General features: G+C 64.5%; 22 protein-coding genes and 1 pseudogene. 11 read left to right on the top strand and 12 right to left on the bottom strand.

What is annotated here, in order from left to right:
- Positions 1–28: 28 nt before the first annotated feature.
- From LMTR21_RS36815 to LMTR21_RS36805, 3 genes are all read left to right on the top strand, one after another.
- Positions 29–961 carry a DMT family transporter gene (locus LMTR21_RS36815; protein ID WP_065755442.1) on the top strand — a complete coding sequence of 311 codons (933 nt, stop codon included), beginning with the start codon at positions 29–31 and terminating at the stop codon, positions 959–961.
- A complete protein-coding gene (locus LMTR21_RS36810) occupies positions 958–1,740 on the top strand; it encodes an MBL fold metallo-hydrolase (RefSeq protein WP_065755441.1) in 783 nt (260 codons plus the stop codon). The genes LMTR21_RS36815 and LMTR21_RS36810 overlap by 4 nt, the downstream gene beginning before the upstream one ends.
- Positions 1,741–1,831: 91 nt before the next feature.
- The gene (locus LMTR21_RS36805) at positions 1,832–3,193 is read left to right on the top strand and encodes an Nramp family divalent metal transporter (RefSeq protein ID WP_065755440.1); all 1,362 of its coding nucleotides are present in this window, start codon (positions 1,832–1,834) and stop codon (positions 3,191–3,193) included.
- Between the two features lie 99 nt (positions 3,194–3,292).
- Here the strand turns inward: LMTR21_RS36805 and LMTR21_RS36795 are convergent, their stop codons facing one another.
- From LMTR21_RS36795 to LMTR21_RS36770, 6 genes and pseudogenes are all read right to left on the bottom strand, one after another.
- Complete coding sequence (locus tag LMTR21_RS36795; RefSeq protein WP_065755439.1) at positions 3,293–4,075, bottom strand: TIGR02186 family protein; 783 nt, start codon at positions 4,073–4,075, stop codon at positions 3,293–3,295.
- Entirely contained in the window at positions 4,072–4,998 is a 927-nt protein-coding gene (locus LMTR21_RS36790; RefSeq protein WP_065755438.1) for a sulfite exporter TauE/SafE family protein, read from the bottom strand. Before LMTR21_RS36790 ends, LMTR21_RS36795 begins: the two co-directional genes overlap by 4 nt.
- Positions 4,999–5,264: 266 nt before the next feature.
- The gene (locus LMTR21_RS36785; RefSeq protein ID WP_065755437.1) at positions 5,265–6,068 is read right to left on the bottom strand and encodes a COG3904 family protein; all 804 of its coding nucleotides are present in this window, start codon (positions 6,066–6,068) and stop codon (positions 5,265–5,267) included.
- A 117-nt stretch (positions 6,069–6,185) separates the two neighbouring features.
- A complete protein-coding gene (locus LMTR21_RS36780; RefSeq protein WP_148636042.1) occupies positions 6,186–9,539 on the bottom strand; it encodes a tetratricopeptide repeat protein in 3,354 nt (1,117 codons plus the stop codon).
- A 317-nt stretch (positions 9,540–9,856) separates the two neighbouring features.
- Positions 9,857–11,127 (bottom strand): annotated as a pseudogene (locus LMTR21_RS36775) (IS701 family transposase).
- Between the two features lie 86 nt (positions 11,128–11,213).
- Positions 11,214–11,810, bottom strand: coding sequence for a PadR family transcriptional regulator (locus tag LMTR21_RS36770; protein WP_065752936.1), 597 nt, complete (start codon positions 11,808–11,810; stop codon positions 11,214–11,216).
- A 129-nt stretch (positions 11,811–11,939) separates the two neighbouring features.
- Here LMTR21_RS36770 and LMTR21_RS36765 point away from each other — a divergent pair, with 129 nt between their 5' ends.
- The 4 genes from LMTR21_RS36765 (at position 11,940) to LMTR21_RS36750 (ending at position 17,948) form a co-directional block, all read left to right on the top strand.
- Entirely contained in the window at positions 11,940–12,326 is a 387-nt protein-coding gene (locus LMTR21_RS36765) for a nuclear transport factor 2 family protein (RefSeq protein WP_065752937.1), read from the top strand.
- 188 nt (positions 12,327–12,514) lie between these two features.
- On the top strand, positions 12,515–14,305 hold the full coding sequence (locus LMTR21_RS36760; RefSeq protein ID WP_065752938.1) for an acyl-CoA dehydrogenase C-terminal domain-containing protein: 1,791 nt from the start codon (positions 12,515–12,517) through the stop codon (positions 14,303–14,305).
- A gap of 64 nt (positions 14,306–14,369) precedes the next feature.
- Positions 14,370–15,578, top strand: coding sequence for an acetyl-CoA C-acetyltransferase (locus LMTR21_RS36755; RefSeq protein WP_065752939.1), 1,209 nt, complete (start codon positions 14,370–14,372; stop codon positions 15,576–15,578).
- Between the two features lie 156 nt (positions 15,579–15,734).
- Positions 15,735–17,948 (top strand): FAD-dependent oxidoreductase, encoded by a 2,214-nt coding sequence (locus tag LMTR21_RS36750; protein ID WP_065752940.1) that lies wholly within the window; start codon positions 15,735–15,737, stop codon positions 17,946–17,948.
- A gap of 174 nt (positions 17,949–18,122) precedes the next feature.
- Here the strand turns inward: LMTR21_RS36750 and gstA are convergent, their stop codons facing one another.
- Positions 18,123–18,737: a glutathione transferase GstA gene (gene gstA, locus LMTR21_RS36740; RefSeq protein WP_065752941.1), complete on the bottom strand. Its 615-nt coding sequence runs from the start codon at positions 18,735–18,737 to the stop codon at positions 18,123–18,125.
- Positions 18,738–18,858: 121 nt separating this feature from the next.
- Between gstA and LMTR21_RS36735 the strand changes: the two genes are divergently transcribed.
- The 3 genes from LMTR21_RS36735 to LMTR21_RS36725 all read left to right on the top strand — a co-directional run bounded on the left by LMTR21_RS36735 (position 18,859) and on the right by LMTR21_RS36725 (position 21,522).
- Positions 18,859–19,350 carry a MarR family winged helix-turn-helix transcriptional regulator gene (locus LMTR21_RS36735; protein WP_065752942.1) on the top strand — a complete coding sequence of 164 codons (492 nt, stop codon included), beginning with the start codon at positions 18,859–18,861 and terminating at the stop codon, positions 19,348–19,350.
- A 96-nt stretch (positions 19,351–19,446) separates the two neighbouring features.
- On the top strand, positions 19,447–20,817 hold the full coding sequence (locus LMTR21_RS36730; RefSeq protein WP_065752943.1) for a glutamate--cysteine ligase: 1,371 nt from the start codon (positions 19,447–19,449) through the stop codon (positions 20,815–20,817).
- A gap of 147 nt (positions 20,818–20,964) precedes the next feature.
- Positions 20,965–21,522, top strand: coding sequence for a PAN domain-containing protein (locus LMTR21_RS36725; RefSeq protein WP_084030604.1), 558 nt, complete (start codon positions 20,965–20,967; stop codon positions 21,520–21,522).
- Between the two features lie 129 nt (positions 21,523–21,651).
- Here the strand turns inward: LMTR21_RS36725 and LMTR21_RS36720 are convergent, their stop codons facing one another.
- The 4 genes from LMTR21_RS36720 to tldD form a co-directional block, all read right to left on the bottom strand.
- A complete protein-coding gene (locus tag LMTR21_RS36720; protein WP_065752945.1) occupies positions 21,652–22,224 on the bottom strand; it encodes a nucleotidyltransferase family protein in 573 nt (190 codons plus the stop codon).
- Between the two features lie 96 nt (positions 22,225–22,320).
- Positions 22,321–22,662, bottom strand: coding sequence for an MmcQ/YjbR family DNA-binding protein (locus tag LMTR21_RS36715; protein WP_065752946.1), 342 nt, complete (start codon positions 22,660–22,662; stop codon positions 22,321–22,323).
- Positions 22,663–22,780: 118 nt separating this feature from the next.
- Positions 22,781–23,551 (bottom strand): signal peptidase I, encoded by a 771-nt coding sequence (gene lepB / locus LMTR21_RS36710; protein ID WP_065752947.1) that lies wholly within the window; start codon positions 23,549–23,551, stop codon positions 22,781–22,783.
- Entirely contained in the window at positions 23,551–24,975 is a 1,425-nt protein-coding gene (tldD, locus tag LMTR21_RS36705) for a metalloprotease TldD (RefSeq protein WP_057837187.1), read from the bottom strand. Before tldD ends, lepB begins: the two co-directional genes overlap by 1 nt.
- 88 nt (positions 24,976–25,063) lie before the next feature.
- Between tldD and LMTR21_RS36700 the strand changes: the two genes are divergently transcribed.
- Positions 25,064–25,555 (top strand): GNAT family N-acetyltransferase, encoded by a 492-nt coding sequence (locus tag LMTR21_RS36700; protein ID WP_065752948.1) that lies wholly within the window; start codon positions 25,064–25,066, stop codon positions 25,553–25,555.
- A gap of 33 nt (positions 25,556–25,588) precedes the next feature.
- On the opposite strand, the gene LMTR21_RS36695 is transcribed toward LMTR21_RS36700, so the two are convergent.
- The gene (locus LMTR21_RS36695; RefSeq protein WP_065752949.1) at positions 25,589–26,002 is read right to left on the bottom strand and encodes a winged helix-turn-helix transcriptional regulator; all 414 of its coding nucleotides are present in this window, start codon (positions 26,000–26,002) and stop codon (positions 25,589–25,591) included.
- Positions 26,003–26,115 lie beyond the last annotated feature (113 nt).

Raw genomic sequence — 26,115 nt, 5'->3', positions numbered from 1 at the left:
CTAGATCATGGGGACAAGGAGACTTCCCATGTCGCTCGCGCCCTCGGTCGCGGTTCCCCGCACGACCTTCAACACGCTCCCACTTTATATCGCGTTGTTCTGCCTGCTCTGGAGCTTCGCTTTCGTCGCCGGCAAGATCGGCGTCACGGACTGCCCGCCGCTGATCCTGCTTGCCGCGCGGTTCTCGCTGGCCGGCATCCTGATCCTCGGCATATCCGCCCTGCGCCGCGAGGAATGGAATCTGTCGTGGCGCGACGCCGCCGTATTCGCGGTGCTCGGCGTCGCCAACAACGCGCTCTATCTCGGCCTCGGCTATACCGGACTCAAGACGGTGTCGGCCGGTCTCGGCGGCCTGATCGTATCGGCCAATCCCGTCTTCATCGCGATGCTGGCTGCGCTGTTCCTCGGCGAAGCCCTGACCTGGCGCAAGGTGACGGGTCTCATGCTCGGCATGGCCGGCGTCGCCTTCATCGTCTGGCACCGCATGACCGTCGGCACGGATGACTGGCACGGCATCCTGTTCACGCTGGCCTCGCTCGCCTCGATCGTCGCCGGCACCATCCTGTTCAAGGTGCTGGCGCCGAAGGGCTCGTTGTGGATCGGCAACGGCATCCAGAACATCGCCGGCGGCCTTGCCGTGATGCCGTTCGCCTTCACGCTCTCCAGCGTCAGCGACATCGTGCCCAGCACACGCCTGCTCGGTGCGTTCGCCTTCCTGGTGCTCGGCGGCTCGATCCTCGCCTATCTGCTCTGGTTTCATCTCCTGAAAGTGTGTGGCGCGACGGCCGCGAGCGCCTACCATTTCCTGATGCCGCCGCTCGGCATGCTGTTCGCGTTCCTCGTGCTCGGCGAGCATGTCGAGTTTCGCGACCTGCTCGGCATCGTTCCCGTCGCGCTCGGCATTTATCTGGTGACGCGGCCTGCGGTCACCACATCGGACAACAAGAGGAGTGCGGCATGAGCCTATCCATCACCCTGATCGGCGGTCCCACCGCGCTGATCGAGATCGACGGCTTCCGTCTCCTCACCGATCCGACGTTCGACCAACCCGGCGAGGACTATCAACTGCCGCATGTGAGGCTGGAGAAACTCGTCGGACCCGCGATGAGCGCACGCGATGTCGGCGCGATCGACGCGGTGCTGCTGAGCCACGACCAGCACTCGGACAATCTCGATCATTCCGGCCGCGAGTTTCTCGATCAGGCGAAGCGTGTGCTGACGACGGAGGCGGGCGCCAAGCGGCTCGGCGGCAAGACGGAAGGTTTTGCGCCCTGGGCATCGACCGAGTTGAAGAAAGGTGGTCAATCCTTGACCATCACCGCGACGCCGGCCCGTCACGGGCCGGCCGGTATCGAGCCTCTGTCCGGCGACGTCATCGGCTTCGTGGTGGAATCGAGCAGGCCGGGCAGCCGCCCGATCTACATCAGCGGCGACACCACCTGGTTTGACGGCGTTGCGGAAGTGGCGAGGCGTTTCAAGGCGGGCGTGGTGTTGCCGTTCGCCGGCGCGGCGCAAACCCGCGGTCCGTTCCATCTCACCATGGACACCAACGACACCATCGAAACTGCACGCGCATTCCCGGATGCAGTGATCGTGCCCGTGCATACCGACGGTTGGAAACACTTCCGCCAGAATGCCGTCGATCTGCGCGCCACCTTCGACACGCTGGGCTTTGGATCGCGCTTGCGGATTCTGCAGCCGGGCGTTGCGACGATCATTGAGCCGTTACGCGCCGCCTGACTTCGCCGCATATCCGCCGAGCAGGGGACAAGTTTCTTCTCAGGAACTTGTCCCCGCCAGCTTTGTTGTCGCCGCGGTGGAAACGCGCGGCATGGCACATCGTACCGGATCGAATCTAGAGCATCGCAAACGTACGAACTCCGGCCATGTCGCGCCGGTTGCGAGCGCCACGCAAGCCCGTCCGTTTCATTTCCGCGACGCGCTGAAGGCGCTTGGCCCCGGCCTGATTACCGGCGCATCCGACGACGATCCGTCGGGGATCGGCACTTACAGCCAGGCCGGCGCCCAGCTCGGCTACGGCATCGGCTGGACCATGCTGCTGACCTTTCCGCTGATGGCGGCGATCCAGGAAATTTCCGCGCGGGTCGGCCGCGTCACCGGCCACGGCATTTCAGGCAATGCGTGCCGGCATTATTCGGCATGGCTGCTTCATGTGGTGGTGACGTTGCTGTTCATCGCCAACACCATCAACATCGCCGCCGATCTCGGTGCCATGGCGGATGCCACCAAGCTGCTGATCGGCGGCCACAGCATCTTCTACGTGCTGCTGTTCGGTGTGACCTCGGTCGCGGCGCAGATCTTCCTCGACTACAAACGCTACGTCGCGGTGCTGAAATGGCTGACGCTCAGCCTGTTTGCCTACGTCGCAGCGCTCGCCTTTGCCAAGGTTGAGTGGGGCGAGGCGCTCGCCGGCATCCTGATCCCGCGAATAAGCTGGAGTTTTGATTATTTCACCACCATCGTCGCGATCCTCGGCACCACGATCTCGCCCTATCTGTTCTTCTGGCAGGCCTCGCAGGAAGCCGAAGACCAGCGCGTCGACAAGACCAAGCGGCCCCTGATCGAAAAGCATTACGGCGCGCGGCGCGAATTCAGCCGCATCCGCGCCGACACCATCGTCGGCATGGCCTTCTCCAATCTGATCGCGCTGTCGATCATCGTCACTGCCGCGGCGACGCTGCATGCGGCCGGCAAGACCGACATCCAGAGCTCGGCGGAGGCGGCCGAAGCGCTGCGTCCGATCGCCGGTGCGTTTGCGGAAGCGATCTTTGCGCTCGGTATCATCGGCACCGGCTTGCTGGCAATCCCGGTGCTCGCAGGCGCCACCGCCTACGCCGTCGGCGAGGGGCGGCGGTGGCCGGTCGGGCTCGCGCGCAAGCCGAAGGAAGCCGCGGCTTTCTATGCCGTGCTGGCGTTGTCGGCCGGGATCGGCATTGTGCTGAACTTCACGCCGATCAATCCGATCTCGGCGTTGTACTGGAGCGCCGTCATCAACGGCGTGCTCGCCGTGCCCGTGATGGTGCTCTTGATGTTCATGGCGCGCCGCAGGGACGTGATGGGCAGGTTCGTCGTCGAGGGGCCGCTTTATTGGCTGGGCTGGTTGTCGACGGTGGCGATGCTGCTGAGTGTGGTGGCGATGGGCGTGGGGTTTTTTGTCGGCGGAAATTCGTAGGGTGGGCAAAGGTGCGACAGCGCCGTGCCCACCATCTCTCCAGGATCTCGCAAGGATGGTGGGCACGCTTCGCTTTGCCCACCCTACGCTCTGCGCACCTCAATCCTTCCGGAACACGATCGACGCCATCCATCCCGTCATCAGCGCCATGAACGCAGTGACGAGGCCGTAAGCAAACCCGTTCTGCCGCGCGGTGGTGGCGACGAATTGTTCGAAACCGACTTTCACGATTTCGAACGCGGTATCGGTCTTGGCCACCAGCGCACCGTCGGCGAACAGCTTGATCTCGACGTTATAGAGACCGATCGGCACTTCGGCCGGCAGGGGAATCCCGGTGCGGAACAGCGTCGGCGTCAGGAACGTCACCGCCGAGGTTTCCTCGCGATAGAGGCCGTGCTGCTTGCGCAGCCGCACGAAGGCGCTGCGGAACACATCATCGGGCACGACGTCGGCGTAGTCGCCGCCGACCCGCTGGGTCAGGAGCACGTTGTTGAGCCCGAGCTGCTGCCGCCGCTGCACTTCGGGCGAGGCGATGGCGTCGAACGGCCGGTTGGAGAACAGCGCCAGGTAGGTCGGCACGCGCAGGAATTGCCGGGAGTCGGTGTTGATCCAGATCCCGAAGCGGCGCTCCTTGCGGCGCGTCACCATGTCGGCGCGCGGGCCGGCCACCGTCACCACCAGATCGTAACTGCGATTGGCCGGCGTGTTGGCGTCCTTCTCCACCGAGCCGAACAGCACCAGTTCCTCGCCGGAATAGTTCGGCGTCACGGTAACGCGGTGGTTCGACACCGACACGATCAGCCGCTCGGCCTGCGCGGGGGAGGCTGCGAGCACGGCGCCCAGCGCAAGCCATCCGAGCATGAGGATGAGGCGCCTGGTCATCCCGTCACCCCCGTCTCGCGGATGGTGAAGAGCTCCTCGGGCCGGATCACCAGTTCGACGGCAAAACGGACGCCGACGGCCAGCACCAGCAGACCGAGCAGGAGCCGCAAATGCTCGCCGCGGATCTTCTGTCCCGCGCGGGCGCCGAACTGCGCGCCGGTGACGCCGCCGATCATCAGGATCAGCGCCAGCACCGCATCGACCAGATGGTTGGTGACCGCGTGCAGCATGGTGGCGAACACCATGGTGACGAGGGTGAGCACCATTGAGGTGCCGATCACGGTCGAGGTCGGCACCCGCAGCACGTAGATCAACAGCGGCACCAGAATGAAGCCGCCGCCGATGCCCATCACTGCGCCGATGAAGCCGATGAGCAGGCCGATCACGACGACGGGAATGACGGACAGATAGATCTTCGAGCGCTTGAAGCGCATCTTCAGCGGCAGGCCATGGATCCAGACATGGCTGCCCGGCCGGCGCGTGGTCACCGGGCCGCCGCGGCGGGCACGCAAGAGCGCCCGCAGGCCTTCCCAGAACATCAGGCCGCCGACGGTGGTCAGCAGGATCACGTAGGACATCGCGATCATCAGATCGAGCTGACCCAGCGAGCGCAGCAGCGTGAAGGTCCCGACGCCGAGCGCCGTGCCGATACTGCCGCCGGTCAATAGCACCGCCGCCAGCACTGGATCGATGGCGCGCCGTCGCCAATAGGAGAGCGCGCCGGAGAACGAGGAAGCCGCGATGTGGCTGGCGACGGAGGCGACCGCGACCGCGGGCGCGATGCCGACGAAGATCAGAAGCGGCGTCATCAGGAAACCGCCGCCGATCCCGAACATGCCGGAGACGAACCCGACCGCGGCGCCCATCGCCAGGATAAGGAAGACATTGACGGGAATATCGGCGATCGGGAGGTAGAGCTGCACGCGCGCCTGCTTTTAGTAGCTTTGCCGCAAAGGACGGCCGGGAGGCCGCTTCACGACATGGTTTGTCTTGTGTTTGCCGGCAGTGGGAGCCGGTTCGCGCATGCACCTTAGCGTGCGCAGGGCCGGTTCCCGCATCTTTGCATAACTGAATTCGGTTGCGTGAGGGATGAAAAATGCCCGGGAAGGCAAATTTTTGCCTGATGTGCCCGTGCGGGAACGCACGAGCTTATTCCGAGGCGGGTGACCGGCTCAGGGAATTGAGCGGCTCAGGGCTTTGCGAGCTGCTCGGTGACGAGGTTCATCGCCAGGGCCTGCTTGGGGCTGAGCCAGCGAATATCCCGTGTCTCGGACATCGCTTCCACGATGGAGGACGAGACCCCCATTTTGGTCATGTAGCCCAGAACGGCGCCCGATATCCGCTGGGCCTCCGCGACGGGGTCGTCCACGGGCCTGGTTGTGACAAAGCGATGAACACCCAATGCCGAGCCCAACACGCCGTAGCGGGTCTTGCCCCCGGCATAGGCGAGCACGCAGGCGCTGGCGCAATAACCGGGCTTGATGCGGCCGGAAGCATCCGTGCTGCCGACCGCGGTCGCCAGCGACCGCGACCGGATGATCTCGCCCATGATCACGGCCTGGCTCAGATCGCCTCCGGGAGAGGCCAGCAGCACGATGTCGCCAGGTGCGAGATTGGCCTGGTCCAGCCTGGTGCGAAACCAGCTCGCGGCAGCGGGGCCGATCGTGCCGCTGACGAACAGCGCGCGGCGTCCCCGGCTCGAGCCGTTGAGATAGAGCGTGTCGATCACCTGGGATGTCAGGCTTGGCGAGACGTACTGGTCCTTCCAGTAATGCCAGGCATCCGGTTGCGACAGGTCCCGGTAGGCGCGAATGCAGACGCCGGAAACCAGCAGGAGGAAGAGGGCGATCGACCAGAGGTGCCAATTGCGGCGCGGCGCCTGAACGGGTGGCGGCGGGAGCTGACGAGGCGGGATGCGCGGTGGCACGACCGCAGGGCCTGTCGGCGACCTGCGGAAACGGTTTTCTCCGTCCTGGCTATCCTCGGTTGACAATCGATCCTCTCTGCAAGCCGTCCCGTTTGGGATCGGGCCGGCCGCGGTCCATTGTACGAATTTATGGTCGAGGATGTGGCAGCGACAGCAGCGCGGCGTCGCGACCAGGAATTAAATTTAATTAACGGCGGCGGTGCGCTTGGCCGGCGCCGGCTTGGCGGCGGGCTTGCCCGTGCTGGCCGGTGCCGAATCCCAGCCGCCGGCGGGGGAGGCCACGTTGACGGCGTCTTCGGGCTGCGGCTCCACAGTGAAGGTCTGGATCGCGAGTTTGGCCGCTGCCAGCGACTGGGCATCGAGTCGCTTGGCGACATCGTCGCGCTTGCGGCCGGCATCCGCATCGCCCTGGGCGGCCGCGAGGCTGAACCATTTGAAGGATTCGGCGAGGTTCTGTTCGACGCCGATGCCGCGGGCATAGAGGATGCCGAGGTTGAACTGGCTGTCGGCGACGCCGCGATCGGCGGCCTTTCGGAACCAGATCGACGCGCTCTTGTAATTGGCGCCCTTGCCGCCGCCGTCGGCGTCGAGCACGGCCAGGTTATGCATCGCCTTGGCGCTGCCGCGTTCGGCCGCCTGCAGGTAATAACGCCGCGCGATATCGACGTCCTTTTTCACGCTCAGGCCCTTCTCGTAGAAGGTGCCGAGCCGGAAGAGGGCGGGTACCACGCCGGCCTGCGCCGCGCGGTCGTACCATTTGGCGGCCTCGTCGAGATTTGGAGCGACGCCCTTGCCCTCGGCAAAGCGCACGCCGATCTCGTAGGCCGCGGCCGGGTCGCCCTTCAGCGCGGCAGCGCGCAGCGCCGGGCCGCCGATCGCCTCGGGCAGCCGCTCGGTCGGCGGCACCACGGCCATCGCAAGCTTGCCGCCGGTTGCCGGCATCGCCTGGATCGCGCCGGTAACGTCGCTGGATGCCAACGGAGGCGTGATCGCCTGAGGCGGGGCCGAGATCCGTGCCGCATCCAGCGTGTTGGGTGCGGAAGAATTGTTCGACTGCTTCTCGACCGGCGTCGGCGAAATCATTGAGGGCGCGGGTGCCGCGGGCATGACGGGTGCGGGCCGGACGCTGGTTTCCGAAGGTGCCGGGGCCTGGGCTGGCGGCGCCGGCTCGCTGGACTGCTCCATCATCGGCAGTTGCAGCACACTGCCGGTATCGAGCAGCGTCATCGCCATCTTGAAGGTGCCGAGCACGATCACGACCACGCTCGCGCCGACCAGCAGCGAGCGGATCCTGGAGGAAATGTTCGAGGCGTTCTTGTCGTCGGCCTTGGCCTTCTCGCCGGTCTTGTCCTTCGCTGCGGCCTTCGCAGCCGCGCGTCCGGGTTTCTCCGGCGGGGGCGCGGCGGCGGCGGCCTGCGCGGCGCGGCGCGCGGCGGCAATGAAGCTCGACGAACTGACCGGCTCCTTCGGCCCGGATTGGATCTCGCTGATCGCATTTTCGGACGCGGCGATCCGTTCCGACGGCGAAGCCGCGCGCGGCGGCGGCCGCGTGCCGGGCTCGAGCGGATGATCCGGCGGCAATTCCGGTGCGATCGCCGTGCGCGGGGCGGCGGCGTGCGGCTCGAGGATTTCGCTGATCGCGCGCGGCGGCACCGGCGGAGCGGCCGGCGCGACGGGCTGCGCGGCGTGGAAGTCCCGCGGCGCGGCGTCAAAATGCTCTTGAGGATGTGCTTGCAGCGCAGCCGGATTCGGCAATTCCGGCTTTGTTTGCTGCGCATAGGTCATCAGCGGCGTGGTCGGGCGAGGCAGCGCCTCCTCGCGGATTTCGGCCGCTGCGGGCGGAGGGGCGGACGCAGCCGGTGTCGCGCGAGCCCCGCGAAGATCGCCTTCGATCATCGACAGGCGGTCGACCACATGGCCGAGCGTGTTGTGAACGGTCTCCAGCGAGTCCTGCGTGCGGCGGTCGGTTTCGGACTGGCTGAAACGAATGTCGGACAGTTCGCGCTTGACCAGATCGACGATGCCGGTGTCCGTCGGCTGCGATGCACCGCCGGAATTGCGGTTGGAGTCGGCAAGCGCGACCAGGCTGGCGTGCTGGCGTTCGAGCGAGCGCAGAATGTCGTGCAGCCCTTCCTCGACCCGTCCGAGATCGATGGCGGGCGCGGCGGAACGATCGTTGGAGGCTTCCAGACGCTCCAGGAGATACGAGACGCGCTGTTCGAGATGGGCGAATGCCGAGGCATTGTCGTTGCCGACGGGAATGCGGTCGAGGCGTTCGGACAGCGAACGCACGGCGTTTTCGAGAAATTCGGAATGCTCGCTCGCGGCCGGCGGCTGCCTGCCTTCCAGCGTCGAGGTCAGCGCAGTCAGGCGCTGCTCGAGAGCACCCCACGCATCGCTGTTGCTGTCAAAGCGGGAGAGCTGATCGACCTTGGCCGACAGCGTGTGCACGTCGTCCGCGAGGCGCGCCAGCGCGTCGTTGGAGGCGACGTTGGAGACGATGCCGCGCAGGGCCGCGATGGCGCTTTCGAGCTGCTGCACCGTCGACGGATCGTCGTTCGAGCGCAGGATCAGATCGAGCTTGGCGCCGAGATTATGGATCGCCTCGTCGTAGCCGGTGAGCTGCTCGGCCGGCGTCAGCGAGCGCAGCACTTCGCGGATTTCGCCGAGCGCGCGCTCGATGCCGGCCAGCGTTTGGCCGTCGGTGCCGTTCTGCCGGTTGTCGTCGATGCGGCGGGACAGCGAGCGGATTTCGTTCTCGAGCGATTCGATCTCCCGGCGCGGCACCGCCTCGGTGATGGCCTGGCGGATTTCGGCGAGTTCGCTGCGGAACGCCGCAATCGACTGTTCTATATGATCGGGACGCTGCAGCGCCTCGATCTGGCTGGTGATCTTCAGCAGGTGCCGTTCGAGCGAAGAAAAGTCCGGTCCCGCAGGCGCGGCCTGCATCGCCGGCTGCGCAACATGGGGCTGCGCGGAAGCGGCTGGGCCGTTACGCGGCGGCGCCGGGCGCTGGGGCGGGCCGTCGAGCTCGTTCTGGCGCGCGGCGATTTCGGCGATCGCAAAATCCATCGAGGCCGGGCTGAGCGGCGGCGCAGGGCGATAGACCTGGGCTGCCGCACGCTCGACCAGATCGGTCTGGCGCTGCTTTTCCTGCATCTGGACCTGGCGGGCGGGTGCGGGATTCGAAATCTGCGACAGCCGCGCGTCGAGGCGCGAAATGGCGTCGTTGAGCTGGCGGGCAACCGTCGGCTCGCCACGGGTGGCTTCGCCGCGTGGCGCGGGCCGCGAAATCTGCTCGATCTGCTTGGTGATGGAATCCAGCCGCTGGTGAATGTCGGCAACATCGGGGAGCGGCCGGCCGGGCATCGCCTGCCGCTGATCGGAAGCCGCGCCGAAACTGGGCGGAGCCAGATCGCCGACGGTCGAATTAAGCCAGTCGTTCAGTGTCATGCCGGCGCGGCGCGCTGCCGCTTCGGCCCTTTCGCGGACGGAAGGATCGATGCCGTCAACACTCCACGATACGCGCGAATTCATGCTTTGGTCCGGTTCCGCTACGACGCCCCCACCAGCGCCATCAGCCTCCCCGCGCGTCCCAATCGCATTTTCGCGCAGGTTGACTGTGTCGGAACTGACTTTTTCCCGTCACGGTAAATAACGGGTTAAGGAATGGGACGGACGGCCTCAAAAGTTACCGGCCGGCCGATCGGCCGGCCCTAGTCTTACTGCGTCATAGGGGTCCGCGACTTATCGATGCTGCGTGGCCGCCACAGCACGGACATCTCAGCAAGTTTTTTATAAGTGCGCGGGTCAATCGCACGCGCATAGTTGCGATCGAGTTCGGGACATGGCGTTCAGGCCGCGCGGGCGGAGCCTCTGGGTCGATAATTGTCGGGTAACGGAGGGACTTCGACTGGCGCGGTGGAACGAGGTCCTGAGGGGGGAATCATCGCCTGCTCGGCGAGAAGGAAGCCGTAGGCTGCGATGCACAGCGTTGCGTGATGGTGGAAGCCACGCCAGCCGCGCCCTTCGTAGTGGCCGAGCCCGACCTCCTGCTTGAGTTCCTGGTAGTCGCGCTCGATGCGCGCAGCTTGGCCAGATCGACGAGTTGCGTGAAGCTGACGTCCTCCGGCAGCGTGGAGAGCCAGTATTTGGTCGGCTCTGCCTCGCCCTCCGGCCATTCGATCAACAGCCACTCAGGTGATAGCGTCTCGGGGATCAGCTTGTTGTAGCTGACGCGGACAGGTACACGCGCGAAGCGCGAGGACAATTGCTCGGCCGAGCCTTCGCGCCACGTCACCGTGCGCCACGCCCGCTTCGGTAGACCGAGCGCCACTTTTTGGGCCGAGATCAGTGCGGGCTCGTCACGACGGCCGGTGTTGTTCATCGGCTTGTCCATCCGCCGTGGGGCGCTGCCAGGGGCCCACATCAGGATGGTCGGCACGATGCCGACCACGTAAGGCACGCCAAGTTCCGTCATGCCTGCGCGCAGCCGCGCGTCCCTGCCGTATGCTGCATCCATCAACGCAACGCCGCGTGGCAGGCCGCTTTCGCAGGCCCAGCCGATTTGCTCCAACGCGATCTGTAGCTTGGTCCTGAACTTGAGTTGCTTGGGAACGCCTGCCTTCTTCCGCCGTGCACGATCCTTTGACCAGGCTTCCGGCAAGTACAAGCGATAGGCCACCGGCAGGCTGGCGGCATGATTGGCGATCGACAGCGACACCGCCACCTGGCAGTTGGCCTGCTTGCCGAGCTGACCGCAATATTGGTGGTGCACGCCGACCGAATGCTTGCCCTGCTTAGGGAACGAGGTGTCGTCGATGATCCACGCCTCGATCGGTCCACTCTTCTCGATCGCCGGCAGCACCATCTCGCGTACCTTGGCCAGCACGGTCTCGTCCGACCAATCGGCGTTGGCGACAAAGTGCAGCAGCGACTGGTGCTGTGCCGCTGTCCTCGCCGGAGCCGTCCGCGCTGCCATCGGCTCAACGCTCTTGCGGTCACCGGGCAACATCAGTCCCGTACAATAGTCGCGCAGCGGCCGCGTCCGCTCCGCGTGACCGATCACGCTTCCAAGTCCCGCAATGTAAGACGCGAACCGTGCTTCGCTTTGATCAAGATCCATCCGGGCCCTCCCGCGTGCCAAAGATCGAATCCCATCAAATACTTGATTCACGGCCTCAAGGACTGCGACCGCTTGACTCAGTAGTGCTAGCCGCCTTTTTCGCGCTGGTTTTCCTCGATGGGCACGACGTTGGCCCGCTCCGCGCCGGAGGCGAGCGCCGACAGCGCGTCGATCGCCTCTTCGCACCATTCCGCCACGGCGCGCTCATGGGCGAGGCCGATGCGAAGGCCGAGCAATTTGCCCACATCGGCCGGCGGCGACGTGCCATCAGGGAATCGTTTGTTGAGCAGGCGTTCGTAGCGGGCGAACCGGTCGCGGTGATGCTCCAGCCGCGCCATCAGGTCGGTCCGCAACGGTTCGACGTCGACGCTGTCGAGCGCATAGAGCCGAACCAGCAGGTCGTCCTTGATCGAGGCCGGAACGCTTGGCCGCGCGGCCCAGTGCCGCAGTGCGGCCCGACCCTCCGCCGTCAGCGTATAGACCAGCTTGTTGGGCTTGCCTGATTGCACCACCTCGCGGCCTTGGATATGGCCGCGGTCGCGAAGCTTGGTGAGCTCCCGATAAATTTGCTGGTGATCGGCCTTCCAGAAGAATCCAATGGAGTTGTCGAATGTCTTGGCGAGCTCATAGCCCGTCATTGGACGTTCGGTTAGGCAGGCAAGGATCGCGTCACCCAGCGCCAAGACGCTAGCCTCCGGCTTTCAATCGTGATTTGACATTATGCATAAAGTTGCATATGCGTCAACGCGCATAAGCTCCGGAGAGGTTCATTCCCCGGTGCCAGCCCGTCATCGCCCGCAGCAGGAGACATGATGACCATGAGCGGCCTCGACAAGTGGTACGGCTACATGAAGTCCCACGACACGGCGGCGTTGTGGGATCTCTTGCATCCGGATGCTGTCTTCGAAAGCCCCGTCGTCCACACGCCGCAGCGCGGGCGCGACATCACCTTCAAATATCTGGCGAGCGCCGAAAAGGTGCTGGGCGGCCCCGGCTTCAAATACACAGGCGAATGGTGCAGCGCGAACGGCGCGGTGCTCGAATTCGAAAACGAGATCGAGGGCATCAAGATCAACGGCGTCGACATCATCACCTTCAGCGATGACGGTAAGATCACGCACTTCAAGGTGATGGTACGTCCGCTGAAGGGAATCAATCTGCTGCACCGCTTGATGGGGGAGCAACTCGCCAGGCAGTGACAAGAGGCGAGGGAGCAAGGCCGCGACCATGTGCGGCGCCGTTTATGTCGCAACGGTTGCCCGGAGAATTGCCGGCCTGCTCACTCCCTGGGACTACCGGAACGCGATAAGGTCGGGTTCCGGACCGCCACCGACGAATTTCATTTTCAAACGCCTTCGCCACTCTTTGCCGCTGCCGGGAGAACACCATGCCGAGCTACAAAGCCCCCGTGGAAGACGTCACCTTCCTGCTCAACGACGTGTTCCAGATCGATCGTTACGACAATCTGCCCGGATTCACCGACGCCTCCGCCGATGTGCGTGAGGCCATCATCGGCGAGGCCGCAAAACTTTCCGAAGAGGTGCTGCAGCCGCTCAACCGTGTCGGCGATCTCGAGGGCTGCAAGCGGCATGACGATGCCTCGGTGACGACGCCGAAGGGCTTCAAGGAAGCCTTCAAGCAGGTCGCCGAAGGCGGCTGGCTCGGCCTGTCGGCGCCGGCGGAATATGGCGGGCAGGGACTGCCGGTGACGCTGAGCCAGGTGGTCACCGAATTCCAGAGCGCCGCCAACATGGCGTTCTCGATGTATGGCGGTCTCACCATGGGCGCGACCGCGGCGCTCTTGGTGCACGGCGACGCCGAACAGAAGAAGACCTATGTGCCAAAGATGGTGGCGGGTCAGTGGACCGGCACCATGAACCTCACCGAGCCGCAATGCGGCACCGATCTCGGCCTGTTGCGCACCCGCGCGGTGAAGCAGCCCGACGGCAGCTACAAGATCACAGGTACCAAGATCTTCATCTCGGCCGGCGAGCACGACCTTGCCGAAAACATCATCCATCTGGTGCTGGCGCGTATCGAAGGCGCGCCCGCCGGCATCAAGGGCGTCTCGTTGTTCGTGGTGCCGAAGGTCCTCGTCAATGCCGACGGTTCGCTCGGCGCACGCAACGGCGTGTCCTGCGGCTCGATCGAGCACAAGATGGGCATTCACGGCAATTCCACCTGCGTGATGAACTACGACAATGCCACCGGCTGGCTGATCGGCGAAGAGAACAAGGGCATGCAGGGCATGTTCGTGATGATGAACGAGGCCCGCCTCGGCGTCGCCGTGCAGGGGCTGGCGCAGTCCGAAGTCGCCTATCAGAACGCCGTCAACTACGCCCGCGAGCGCCTGCAGGGCCGCGCGCTGACCGGCGCAAAGGAGGCGGACAAGCCGGCCGACCCGATCATCGTGCATCCGGACGTGCGCCGCGTGCTGCTCACCATCCGCGCCTTCAACGAGGCGGCGCGCGCCATGGTGGTGTGGACCGCGCTGAAGAGCGACGTTGCGCACCGCTCTTCCGATCCGAAGGACCGCGATGCCGCCGACGACCATATGGGCCTGATGACGCCGGTCATGAAGGGCATGATGACCGACGTCGGATTCGCCAACACCGTGCTGGCGCAGCAGATGTATGGCGGCCATGGCTATATCGCCGAGCACGGCATGGAGCAGTTCGTGCGCGATGCGCGCATCGCCATGCTCTATGAAGGCGCCAATGGCATCCAGGCGCTCGACCTCGTCGGTCGCAAATTGCCGCGCAATGGCGGTCGCGCCGCGATGGCGTTCTTTGCCGAAGTCGCAGGCTTCGCCAAGGAGCACGGCGCCGACGAGGCGATGAAGCCGTTCGTCACGCCGCTCTCGACCGCGCTCGGTCATTTGCAGCAGGCCACCGGCTGGCTGATGCAGAACGCGATGGCCAAGCCCGACAATGCGGGCGCCGCCGCCACCGACTACATGCAATTGTTCGGCCTCGTCGCCTTCGGCTACATGTGGGCACGGATGGCGAAGGTGGCGCAGGACAAGATTGCCGCCAGCGGCGCCACGCCCTATCTGAGCACCAAGCTGGTGACCGGCCGCTTCTTCATGGAGCGGATGTTGCCGGAAACCCATGTCCATCTCGCGCGCATCCAGACCGGCTGCGCCACCACCATGGAATTGGCGGCGGAAGCCTTCTGAGATTTTCCGCCGTTTCTCTGCTCCTTCGCCTATAATATTATGATCCTCATACCAGGAGGGCGTCATGCCTGAGGCATATATCTACGATCACGTTCGTACCCCGCGCGGCCGCGGCAAGGCCGATGGCGCGCTCCATGAAGTCACCGCGCTGGCGCTTGCCACCGTGCCGCTGCAGGCGCTGAAGGAGCGCAACAATCTCGGTGAGGACGTCGTCGACGACGTCGTGCTCGGCGTGGTCGATCCGGTCGGCGAAGCCGGATCCGACATGGCGCGCTTCGCCGCGCTCAAGGCGGGTCTCGGCGAGGCTGTTCCCGGCGTGCAGATCAGCCGATTCTGTGCCTCCGGCCTCGATGCCGTGAATTTTGCCGCCGCCCAGATCATGGCCGGCCAGCATGAACTCGTGATCGGCGGCGGCGCGGAATCGATGAGCCGCGTCGGCATCGGCGCCTCCGGTGGCGCCTGGCCGATGGACCCCTCGATGGCGGTGCCGGCCTATTTCATGCCGCAGGGCGTGTCGGCTGATCTGATCGCGACCAAGTATGGCTTCTCGCGCGATGACGTCGATGCCTATGCCGTGCAGAGCCAGCAGCGCGCGGCAAAGGCCTGGGACGAGGGCCGCTTCAACAAGTCGGTGGTGCCGGTCAAGGACGTCAACGGCCTCACCATCCTCGCCAAGGATGAGCACATGCGGCCCACAACGACGATGCAGTCGTTGGCGCAGCTGCAGCCGTCGTTCACCGTGGTCGGCCAGATGGGTGGTTTCGATGCGGTCGCGATCCAGTCGCACCCCGAAGTCGAGAAGATCAATTACGTGCACCATGCCGGCAATTCCTCCGGCATCGTCGATGGCGCCGGCGCGGTGCTGCTCGGCAGCAAGGAAGCGGGCGCCAAGCATGGCCTGAAGCCGCGCGCCAAAATCCGGGCCTTTGCCAATATCGGCTCGGAGCCCGCGATGATGCTGACCGGCCCGGTCGACGTCACCGAAAAGCTGTTCGAGCGTTCCGGCATGAAGAAATCGGACATCGACCTGTTCGAGCTCAACGAGGCCTTTGCTTCGGTCGTGCTGCGCTACATCCAGGCGTTCGACATCGACAATGCGAAGATCAACGTCAATGGCGGCGCGATCGCGCTCGGCCATCCGTTGGGGGCCACCGGCGCCATGATCCTCGGCACCGTGCTCGACGAGCTCGAGCGCACCAACAAGGCGACCGCGCTGGTGACGCTGTGCATCGGCGGCGGCATGGGCACCGCGACGATCATCGAACGGGTGTAACGCGACGCCATTCGTAGGGTGGGCAAAGCGAAGCGTGCCCACCATGGAATTCTCCGCAAGTGATGGTGGGCACGGCACTTCGCGCCTTTGCCCACCCTACGAGATCCAGTTCAACCGCCGCGCCTGACATCGGCTGCGGCATCGAGGGAGCACCACATGGCCTTCAAGAATTTCAAAGTTGAAACCGACGCTGACGGCATTGCGCTCGTCACCTGGGACATCCCCGGACGTTCGATGAACGTGCTGGACGAGACCTCGACCACCGAGCTCGAGGAGATCCTGAAGCAGACCACGGCCGATGCCGCGGTGAAGGGCGTCGTCATCACGTCAGCCAAGGAAGCGTTCTGCGCCGGCGCCGACCTCTCGATGCTCGAAGGCATGAACAAGGAATACGCCAAGGTCTTTAAAGAGAAGGGCGAGGTCGCGGCCAACCAGATGCTGTTCGACCAGAGCCGGCGCTTCTCGCTGGTGCTGCGCGGCATCGAAACCTGCGGCAAGCCGTGGGCCGCCGCGATCAACGGGCTGGCGCTCGGCGGCGGCTTTGAGGTGACGCTGTCCTGCCACTATCGCGTCGCCGCGGAGAATCCGAAGACGCGTCTCGGCCTGCCCGAAGTGAAGGTCGGCCTGTTCCCCGGCGCCGGCGGCACCCAGCGCGTGCCGCGCCTCGTGCCGCCGCAGGATGCGATGACCATCCTGCTCAAGGGCGACCCGGTCACCGTCGAGAAGGCCAAGGCACTCAACCTGATCCACGCCATCGTGCCGGCGGCCGACCTGATCAAGGCGGCCAAGGACTGGATCAAGGGCGGCGGCAAGGCCGTCGCGCCCTGGGACGAAAAGGGCTTCAAGCTGCCGGGCGGCCCGGTGTTCTCCAAGGCCGGCATGATGATGTTCCCGGCCGGCAACGCCATCTACCGTCGCGAGACCTACGACAATTATCCGGCGGCGCGCGCCATCATGAGCTGCGTCTATGAGGGGCTGCAGCTGCCGATCGACGCCGCGCTGCGCGTGGAGTCCCGCTATTTCACGCAGGTGCTGCGTTCGAAGGAAGCGGCGGCGATGATCCGCAGCCTGTTCCTGTCGATGCAGGAGCTGAACAAGGGCGCACGGCGTCCGCAGAATGTGCCGGCGAGCAAGATCAAGAAGATCGCCGTGATCGGCGCCGGCTTCATGGGCGCCAGCGTCGGCTACGTCTCGGCCCGCGCCGGCCTCGACGTCGTCCTGATCGACCGCGACCAGGAAAGCGCCGACAAGGGCAAGGCGCATGCGCAAAAGGTGATCGACGAGCAGATCGCCAAGGGCCGCGCCAAGGCCACCGATCGCGACGCGCTGCTGGCGCGCATCACGCCAACCGCTGATTACGCCACGTTGAAGGACTGCGATCTCGTCATCGAGGCCGTGTTCGAGGACCGCAAGGTCAAGGCTGAGACCTTCGCCAAGGCGCAGCAATATCTCAAGGCGGATGCGATCTTCGCCTCCAACACCTCGACGCTGCCGATCACCTCGCTCGCCGAAAACTTCAAGGAGCAGGGCAAGTTCGTCGGCATCCATTTCTTCTCGCCGGTCGAGAAGATGATGCTGGTCGAGATCATCCTCGGCAAGAACACCGGCGACGTCGCTCTGGCCGCCGCGCTCGACTATGTGCGCATCATCGGCAAGACGCCGATCGTTGTGAATGATTCCCGCGGCTTCTACGCCAACCGCTGCGTCGGCCGTTACATCGCCGAAGGCAACGAGATGTTCCTCGAAGGCGTGCCGCCGGCGATGATCGAGAACTGCGCCAAGATGGCCGGCATGCCGGTCGGCCCGCTGTCGCTGTCGGATGAAGTCGCCCTCGACCTCGGGCTGAAGGTCATCAAGGCGACGGAAGCCGATCTCGGTCCCAACTCGATCAACCCGGATCAGAAGAAGCTGATGGTGGAGCTGGTCGAAAAGCAGGGCCGCCTCGGCCGCAAGAACAGCAAGGGCTTTTACGACTATCCCGAGAAGGGCAAGGGCCAGAAGAGCCTGTGGCCCGGTCTCTCCGCGTTGCAGCCGAAACAGCTCGACCCTGACACCATCGACATCGAGGAGCTGAAGCAACGCTTCCTGGTGGTGCAGGCGGTGGAAGCCGCGCGCACCGTGGAGGATCACGTGATCACCGATCCCCGCGAGGCCGATGTCGGCTCGATCCTTGGCTTCGGCTTTGCGCCGTTCACCGGCGGCACGCTGTCCTATATCGACTTCATGGGCACGCGGAAGTTCGTCGAGCTCTGCCACAAGCTCGAGGCCAAATACGGCTCGCGCTTCACCCCGCCGAAACTGCTGGAAGACATGGCGGCGAGCGGAGAGACCTTCTACGGCCGCTTCCCGCCGAAGAAGCAGGCAGCGTAAGGCTCTCCTTCGTCATTCCGGGATGGTCCGAAGGACCAGACCCGGAATCTCGAGATTCTCAGGTGCGCAATTGCGCACCATAGTTCGATGCTTCGCATCGCCCCGGAATGACGGGCACAAACAATAAGGGCCGGATCGTCGATCCGGCCCTTTCGCATTTCCGTTGGTAAAACCTCACGCCGCCTTCAGCAGCCCTTCCTTGGTCAGCGCTTCCTGCACCTTCGGCCGCGCGGCGACGCGGGCCTTGTAGGCCATCAGGTTCGGCATGGCCGAAAGATCGAACTTCAAGCGGTCGGTCGCCCACATCAGCATGGTGAAGAGGTAGCCGTCGGCGACGGTGAACTGCTTGCCCATCAGGTAGTCGCGCCCCGTTAGCGCGGTTTCCAGGTACTTGAACTTGCTCATGGTGCGGTCCTTGAAGAAGGGCTTGGCCTCCTCGGCGAGCAGCGGCGAGAACATCGGTCCGAGGTTCTTGTGCAGCTCGGTGGTGATGTAGTTCAGCCATTCGAGCAGCTTGTAGCGCTCGTCAGAATCGCGAGGCGGCGCCAGGCCCTTGCCGGCCTTGTCGGCGATCATCTGGACGATGATCGGGCCCTCGGTGACCAGTTCGCCCGAATCGAGCGCCAGCGCCGGCACCTGGCCCTTCGGGTTGACCGTCAAAAAGTCGTCACCGTTCTCCAGCTTTTTGGCGCGCAGGTCGACCTTGACCAGATCATAGGGCAGACCGGCCTCCAGAAGCGCGATATGGGGGGATAGCGAGCAGGCGCCCGGGGAATAATACAATTTCATGGGGTTTTCCTTCCCTCGACATTATTGGCGGGCTGACTAAATGCATCTGCATGAAATAGTCAAGATTGATGCAGCTGCATTTAGTGCGGTACACTGATCTGTGACAGATACGGACCGGACCATGAAACGCAAACCATCGACCGAGGCGACCGCCGCCTGGATCCGCCTGATGCGGGTGCAGAGCCGGGTGCTGGATGCCGTGGAGCAGGATTTGAAGAAAGCCGGCTTTCCGCCGCTGGCCTGGTATGACGCGCTATTGGAACTGTCGCGGGCCCCGTCCGGCGAGATGCGCCCCGTGGAACTGGAAAAGCAGATGCTGATCCCGCAATATTCCACCTCGCGGCTGATCGACCGGCTGGTCGACGAGGGCCTGGCGGCGCGGCGCGAATGCAAGATCGACAAGCGCGGCCAGTTCGTGGAGATCACCGAAGCCGGGCGCGAACTGCAGAAGAAAATGTGGAGCGCCTATTCGACGGCGATCGAAAAGCACGTCGGCTCCAAATTGTCCGATGCCGACGCCCTGAAGCTGTGTGGCCTGCTCGACCGGCTGGGCTGCTCCTGCTCTGACGTCAAGGCAGCGGCCACCACCCGCGACGGCGTGCCGGCGCGATGACATCTTTGCTACGTTTCGTTGGTGCGGACGATGTCGTCCGCATCCCCTTGGTTACACGGCGCGTTCGGTCGAATCGCCAGATATCCGGATTTTTTCATGGCGCGTGACCAGATCGATATGACGCCGCTGCAATCCCGTGACGAACTCGTCACGTGGTTCGAGGCCGGCATCAAGCCGCCGTCCGAGTTCCGCATCGGCACCGAGCACGAGAAGACCCCGTTCACGCTGGAGGGTCGCCAGCCCGTGCCCTACGAAGGCGCGCGCGGCATCGGCGCGCTGCTCGAAGGCATGCAGCTCCTGCTCGGCTGGGAGCCGATCATGGAGCGCGGCAACATCATCGGCCTCTATGACGTCACCGGCGGCGGCGCGATTTCGCTGGAACCGGGCGGACAGTTCGAATTGTCGGGCGCGCCGGTCGAGACCGTGCACCAGACCCAGTCCGAGCTGATGGCGCATCTGGCGCAGGTGCGCGAGATCGCAACGCCGCTGGGGATCGGCTTTCTCGGGCTCGGCATGACGCCGTCCTGGTCGCGGTCGCAGATCCCGGTGATGCCCAAGGGCCGCTACAAGATCATGACCAATTACATGCCGAAGGTTGGTCAGTACGGCATCGACATGATGTACCGGACCTGCACGGTGCAGACCAATCTCGACTTCTCCTCCGAAGCCGACATGGTCAAGAAGCTGCGCGTCTCGCTCGCGCTGCAGCCGGTAGCGACCGCTCTGTTCGCCAATTCGCCGTTCACCGAAGGCAAGCCCAACGGGTACCTGTCGTTCCGCTCCGAAATCTGGCGCGACACGGATAACGCGCGCTCGGGCATGTTGCCGTGGGTGTTCGAGGACGGTATGGGGTTCGAGCGCTGGGTCGACTACGCCCTCGACGTGCCCATGTATTTCGTCAAGCGCGGCGATACCTATATTGACGTTGCCGGCTCGTCGTTCCGTGCCTTCTTCGAGGGCCGCAACAACTCGCTGCCCGGGGAGCGCCCGACGCTGTCGGATTGGGCCAACCATCTGTCGACGATTTTCCCGGAAGTCCGCCTCAAGCGTTATCTGGAAATGCGCGGCGCCGACGGCGTGCCGTGGGACCGGCTGCCGGCCTTGCCGGCGTTCTGGGTCGGCCTGCTGTACGACAATCAGAGCCTGGATGCGGCCTGGGACCTCGTCAGCCACTGGACCGCGCAGGAGCGTCAGGCGCTGCGCGACGACGTGCCGCGCTTCGGCTTCAAGGCCCGGATCAAGGATCGTTATCTGTTCGAGATCGCCCGCGAATGCCTGAAGCTGTCGCATGCGGGCCTGCGGCGGCGCAACCACGTCGATCATTCCGGCCGCGACGAGAGCCGTTACCTCGAACCCCTGGAGCGTATTCTCGATTCGGGCCGCACGCCGGCGGAAGAGATGCTGGATAAATTCAACGGCCCCTGGGGCGGTTCCGTCGAGCCGGTCTATCAGGAATACGCGTTCTGATTGAACGGGTTGCCTCGGTTTTGGGCCGTTCATCCACCGTACAGGTTGATGGCGCTCAAATGGCGCCCGGATCAAACAGACAGGGCGTGATGACGGTTTGAGACAAGTCATCCCGCTCCGAAAACGCGTATTCGAAAGCTACCGCAGATGGGGACTATTCGCTGGCTCAGGGCGTGTGTGGTGACGCTCGCCTTTTTGGCAGCGGCCCTGTCCGTGCGCCCGGCGCTGGCGCAGGCCAATTTCGACCGTCCCGGCGGCGACTACCTCAGCGCGCCCGTACTGTCCGGCGATCCAGCCGAATGCGCGCTGGTCTGCGAGCGCGATCGGCGCTGCCGCGCCTGGAGCTTCAACTATCCGACCGACCTCGCCAACCGCGCGGTGTGCTGGCTCAAGAGCAACGTGCCGGCGCGGGTGCAGAGCGAGTGCTGCGTCTCCGGCGTGCGCGGCGCCGGCGTGCTCGAGCGGCGCAACGAGGCCATGGAAACCTCGATTGACCGCTTCGGCGGCGACTACAAGAGCTTCGACCTCAAGAGCAGCGACGGCGGCGACGACGCCTGTAAGGCCGCCTGCACCGCCGACAACAAATGCCGCGCCTGGACCTATGCGCGGCCAGGCTATGCCGGCAAGGAAGCGCACTGCTTCCTGAAGAAGGACATCAAGCCGCCGCGACGGAAGGCGGGGTTTACCTCGGGCGTGGTGCGGTAGCTCTGTCCGCCGTCATTGCGAGGAGCTCGCGACAAAATTGCAAAGCAATTTTGCGCTGAAGCGACGAAGCAATCCATCTATCCGCTATGCCGCGCTATGGATTGCTTCGCTTCGCTCGCAATGACGGCTTCATTCGGCATCCGCCGGCAACACCGTGATCTCCGGCCACGCTGCCTTCCAGCGCGCCGCCTTGGCTACATAACTCGCTGCGGAAAAATTCGGCCCCGGATTCGGTCGTACGATCAGGGCGGCGACATCGTCAAATCCATTCGGTGCATAGACGTCGTAGCCATCTTGCACGCGCCGGACTCCGATCTGCGTGTTCTTGGTCAGAAATCGGTCGATGCCCTCAGTCGAAGAGCGCAATTCCGGATAGGGCAGGCCGTGTTTCCCGGAATACCAGAGGTGAACCCGGGCCTGGTTGCGCGCCTCGACGGCGATGCCGCGTCCCGCAAAACACTCCACCAGCGTGCGGATGACCTTGTCTTCCGCTTCCCACGACGTGTCGGAATCGAAATAGAACACGTCGTAATCGCTGATGCCGTAATCAACCGCGCGCTTGGTCAGCACGTTCCACGCGGTCTGTACCAGGCAGCCGGACACCAGCCACGCGTCGGGGAGCGCCAGCCGGAACAGTTTGGCGGTGATGATTTCGTTGATGGGATTTTGTAGGGCGGCTGAGAGGAATTGGTCTCGGTCCATGCGGGGCCGCCGTAGGGTGGGCAAAGCGAAGCGTGCCCACCATGTTCTGAGTTGCAGGCGAGATGGTGGCACGGCGCAAGTGCGCCTTTGCCACCCCTACGCTTGGGAGTCGAATTCCTTCACCACCTTCTTCGACGCCAGCGTGCGCCAGTGCCGGCGCAGGAACGGCTCGACGGTGGCGCGGCTGGCCTTCGACAGGCGGATCAGCACCATCGAATAATCGCGGTAGTGATCGGTGAAGTAAAATGCCTTGGGCTGGCTTTCCACCAGCATCTCGCGTTCGTCCCTGGGCACGCCCGGCATCACCAGGCTGTCGCCGTCCTCCTTCAGCCGCACCAGCATCTTCTTGCGTACTTTGAGGGCCGGCGTGCCGTAGGACGTGCCGTCCTCGACCTCGGGCCAGCGAAGCGCGATTTTTCTGACGTCGTCGAAGGTCATGGGCGGGCTTTCCTTTCGTCGTCATGCCCGGGCTTGTCCCGGGCATCCACGTCTAAGGCGCCAAAGTAAGACGTGGATGGCCGGGACAAGCCCGGCCATGACGGAGAGAGAGTGCGTCTCACTGCACGGAGGTAAAAAACCGCGCCAGCCGGAAACCCGACAGCCAGGTCCACACCGGCTGGCTGCGCATGCCGAGGTCCCAGGAACCGACCACCGCGTCGGCGCGGCCGATCAGATTGTCGATCGGCAACAATCCCACGCCGCCGTCGCGCACCGCGACGCGGCTGTCGGCGGAATTGTCCCTGTTATCGCCGAGCACGAACAGTTGGCCCGGCGGCACCGTCACCTCCGGCGTGTTGTCGAGCCTTCCATTGTCCCGCACCTTGAAGATCGCGTGGCTGACGCCGTTCGGCAGCGTCTCAATGTAGCGGTAGGCGCGTTCGCTGTTGCCGTTTTCGTCTTCGGCAGCGCCCACGCCATCAGCCTTCAGCGTTGCCGCGTGGTCGTTGATGAAGAGCTGGCCTTGGCGCATTTGGATGCGGTCGCCCGGCAATCCCACCACGCGCTTGACCCAGGCCTGCGAACGGTCGCCCGGCCAGCGGAATACGACGACGTCGCCGCGCTTGGGCGTCTCGCCGAACACGCGTCCGGTCTCAGGCAGCGTGACCTGGATCGGCAGCGACGCCGCGCCGTAGCCATAAGGAAATTTCGAGGCGAGCAGCGCGTCACCGATCAGAAGCGTCGGCTCCATCGAGCCTGACGGCACGTAGAACGGCTCGGCGATCGCGCCCTTGGCGACGAACACGATCCCGACAATCGCGGCGATCTGCACGGCCTGCGCGCGCCAGCTCACGGGTTTGGCTGTCGATGCCACTTTCTCCTCGCTCATTAACCCGTTCCTCCGACCGTGATCCGTTCCATCCGCAGCGTCGGCTGGCCGACGCCGACAGGCACGCCCTGGCCGTTCTTGCCGCAGGTGCCGATGCCGGTATCGAGCGCCAGATCGTTGCCGACCATGGTGATTCTGTGCAGGTCGGTCGGCCCGTTGCCGATCAGCATCGCACCCTTGAGCGGCGCGCCGAGCTTGCCGTTCTCGATCTTGTAGGCCTCGGTGCACTGGAACACGTATTTGCCGGAGGTGATGTCGACCTGGCCGCCGCCGAAATTCGCGGCATAGACGCCGTTCTTCACCGACGCCAGAATTTCCGCCGGATCGCGGCTGCCCGCCAGCATATAGGTGTTGGTCATGCGCGGCATCGGCACGTGCGCATAGCTCTGGCGGCGGCCGTTGCCGGTCGGCTTCATGTTCATGAGCCGCGCGTTCTGGCGGTCCTGCATGTAGCCGACCAGGATGCCGTCCTCGATCAGCACGGTGCGGTTGGTCGGCGTGCCCTCGTCGTCAATGGAGAGCGAGCCACGCCGTGACGCCATGGTGCCGTCGTCGACCACGGTGACGCCCTTGGCCGCGACCTGCTTGCCCATCAGCCCTGCAAAGGCCGAGGTCTGCTTGCGGTTGAAGTCGCCTTCCAGTCCATGACCGACAGCTTCATGCAGCATCACGCCGGGCCAGCCGGCGCCCAGCACCACGTCCATTTCACCGGCGGGGGCGGGGACCGATTCCAGATTGACCAGCGCCTCGCGGATCGCGCCGTCGGCGGCTTCGCGCCACGCCTTGGTTTCGATGAAGCGGGCATAGCCCTCGCGGCCGCCATAGCCCTTGCTGCCGCTTTCCTGCCGGTCGCCCTGGCCCGCGACCACGGAAATATTGACCCGCACCAGCGGGCGGATGTCGCGATAGCTCTCGCCGTCGGGCCGCAGGATTTCCACCACCTGCCAGGTGGCGCCCAGGCTGATGGAGGCTTGCCGCACCCGCGGATCCTTATCGCGCACGTAAGCGTCGATCTCGGCCAGCAGCTTTACCTTGGCCTCGAACCCCGGCGCATCCAGCGGATTCTCGTCGCCATAAAGGCGCACGTTGGTGTGCGCGGGGGCCGCGGCAAAATTGCCGCTGTAGCCGCCGCGCACGGCCGCCACAGCGTCCGCTGCGCGGATCAGCGCCGGCAGCGAGACGTCGGAGGAATGCGCGTAACCGACCGCGTCGTCCTTCACCGCGCGCAGGCCGAATCCCTGGCTGGTGTCATAGGTCGCCTGCTTCAAGCGCCCGTTGTCGAAACCGAGTGCTTCGGTCTGGCCGTATTCCAGAAACAGCTCGCCGTCGTCGGCTCCCTGGAGGCCCCGCGTGATCTCGCGCCTGACGGCATCGCGGTCGAGATTGGCGCGGTCGAGGAGGGAGGTTGTAGCGGGATTGGTCATCAAATCAGTCCGTTGTCGGAGGTGCACATCCAAGATAGTTGTTTCCCCGCCATTCCGCGAGGGGCGGGATCAACACGTTGCCGAGACGATGGCTGCAGTCGAAATTGTTCCGATAACGCAAGACCATATCGAAAGTTTTCACGGCGCCCTCGACTTCGTCGCGCGGGAGCGGCGCTATCTGGCGTTTCTGGAAGCCCCGCCGTTCGAGGCGACGCGGGCCTTCGTTCTTGACAATATCCAGCATGGTTACCCGCAACTGGTCGCGGTTTCGTCCGGCCGAGTCATCGGCTGGTGCGATATCGTGCCCAGCCCAAGGCCGATCTATGCCCATGTTGGCGTTCTCGGCGTCGCGCTGCTGCCGGAATTCCGGCGGCAGGGAATAGGCGGGCGCTTGATCCGGCAGACGCTCGGCGCGGCGCGGGAGTTTGGACTGCGGGTCGAGCTCACGGTTCGGGAGAGCAATACGGGCGCGATCGAGCTCTACAAGAAATTCGGTTTTGCAATCGAAGGGCTGCAGCGCAACCGCATTCTGGTCGATGGCGGTTACGAAAACCTGGTTCTGATGGGGCTGCTGTTTTAGCGGCCGACGTCCTCACGGCAGCCTGTCGTGCTCTTATTGCGTGGGGCGCTCGGATGAACCGACGCGCCGGCCGTCGGCATTGTCATCCGCGTCGGGCGAAGCGGGCTCCAGTCTGCCATGCGCATTGGCCCAGCGGGACAGTTCGTCGAACACCGGTTTCAGATCCCTCGCCGCTGGCGTCATCTCATATTCGACGCGCGGCGGCACTTCGGGAAACACCGTGCGCTTCACCAGGCCCTCGTTTTCGAGATCGCGCAACTGGGTGGTCAGCATGTGCTGCGTCACGTCGGGAATGGCGCGCCGCAATTCGCCGAACCGTCGCTTGCCGCCGACAAGCTGCCACAGGATTTCGCCCTTCCACTTGCCGGAGAGCACCCGAAGCGCGCGCTGAAGCTGCGGCGCGGCGGTGCATTCGGAAGGCCTGGGCCCATTAGTCTGCTTTTTCATACTACACCAGAAAATCCATCCTACTTGTCAATTTCATCTTAGTACCGAATTTTGGTTTTGAAAGGCGCCTTCAAAAGCCTTGGGCACCTTCAAATGCCGGGGCGCATTCGCGG

The sequence above is a fragment of the Bradyrhizobium paxllaeri genome (assembly GCF_001693515.2).
Classification (GTDB): Bacteria; Pseudomonadota; Alphaproteobacteria; order Rhizobiales; family Xanthobacteraceae; genus Bradyrhizobium; species Bradyrhizobium paxllaeri.
Note: the sequence above shows the minus strand (reverse complement) of the source record. Positions and strands in the feature narration are given on the sequence as shown.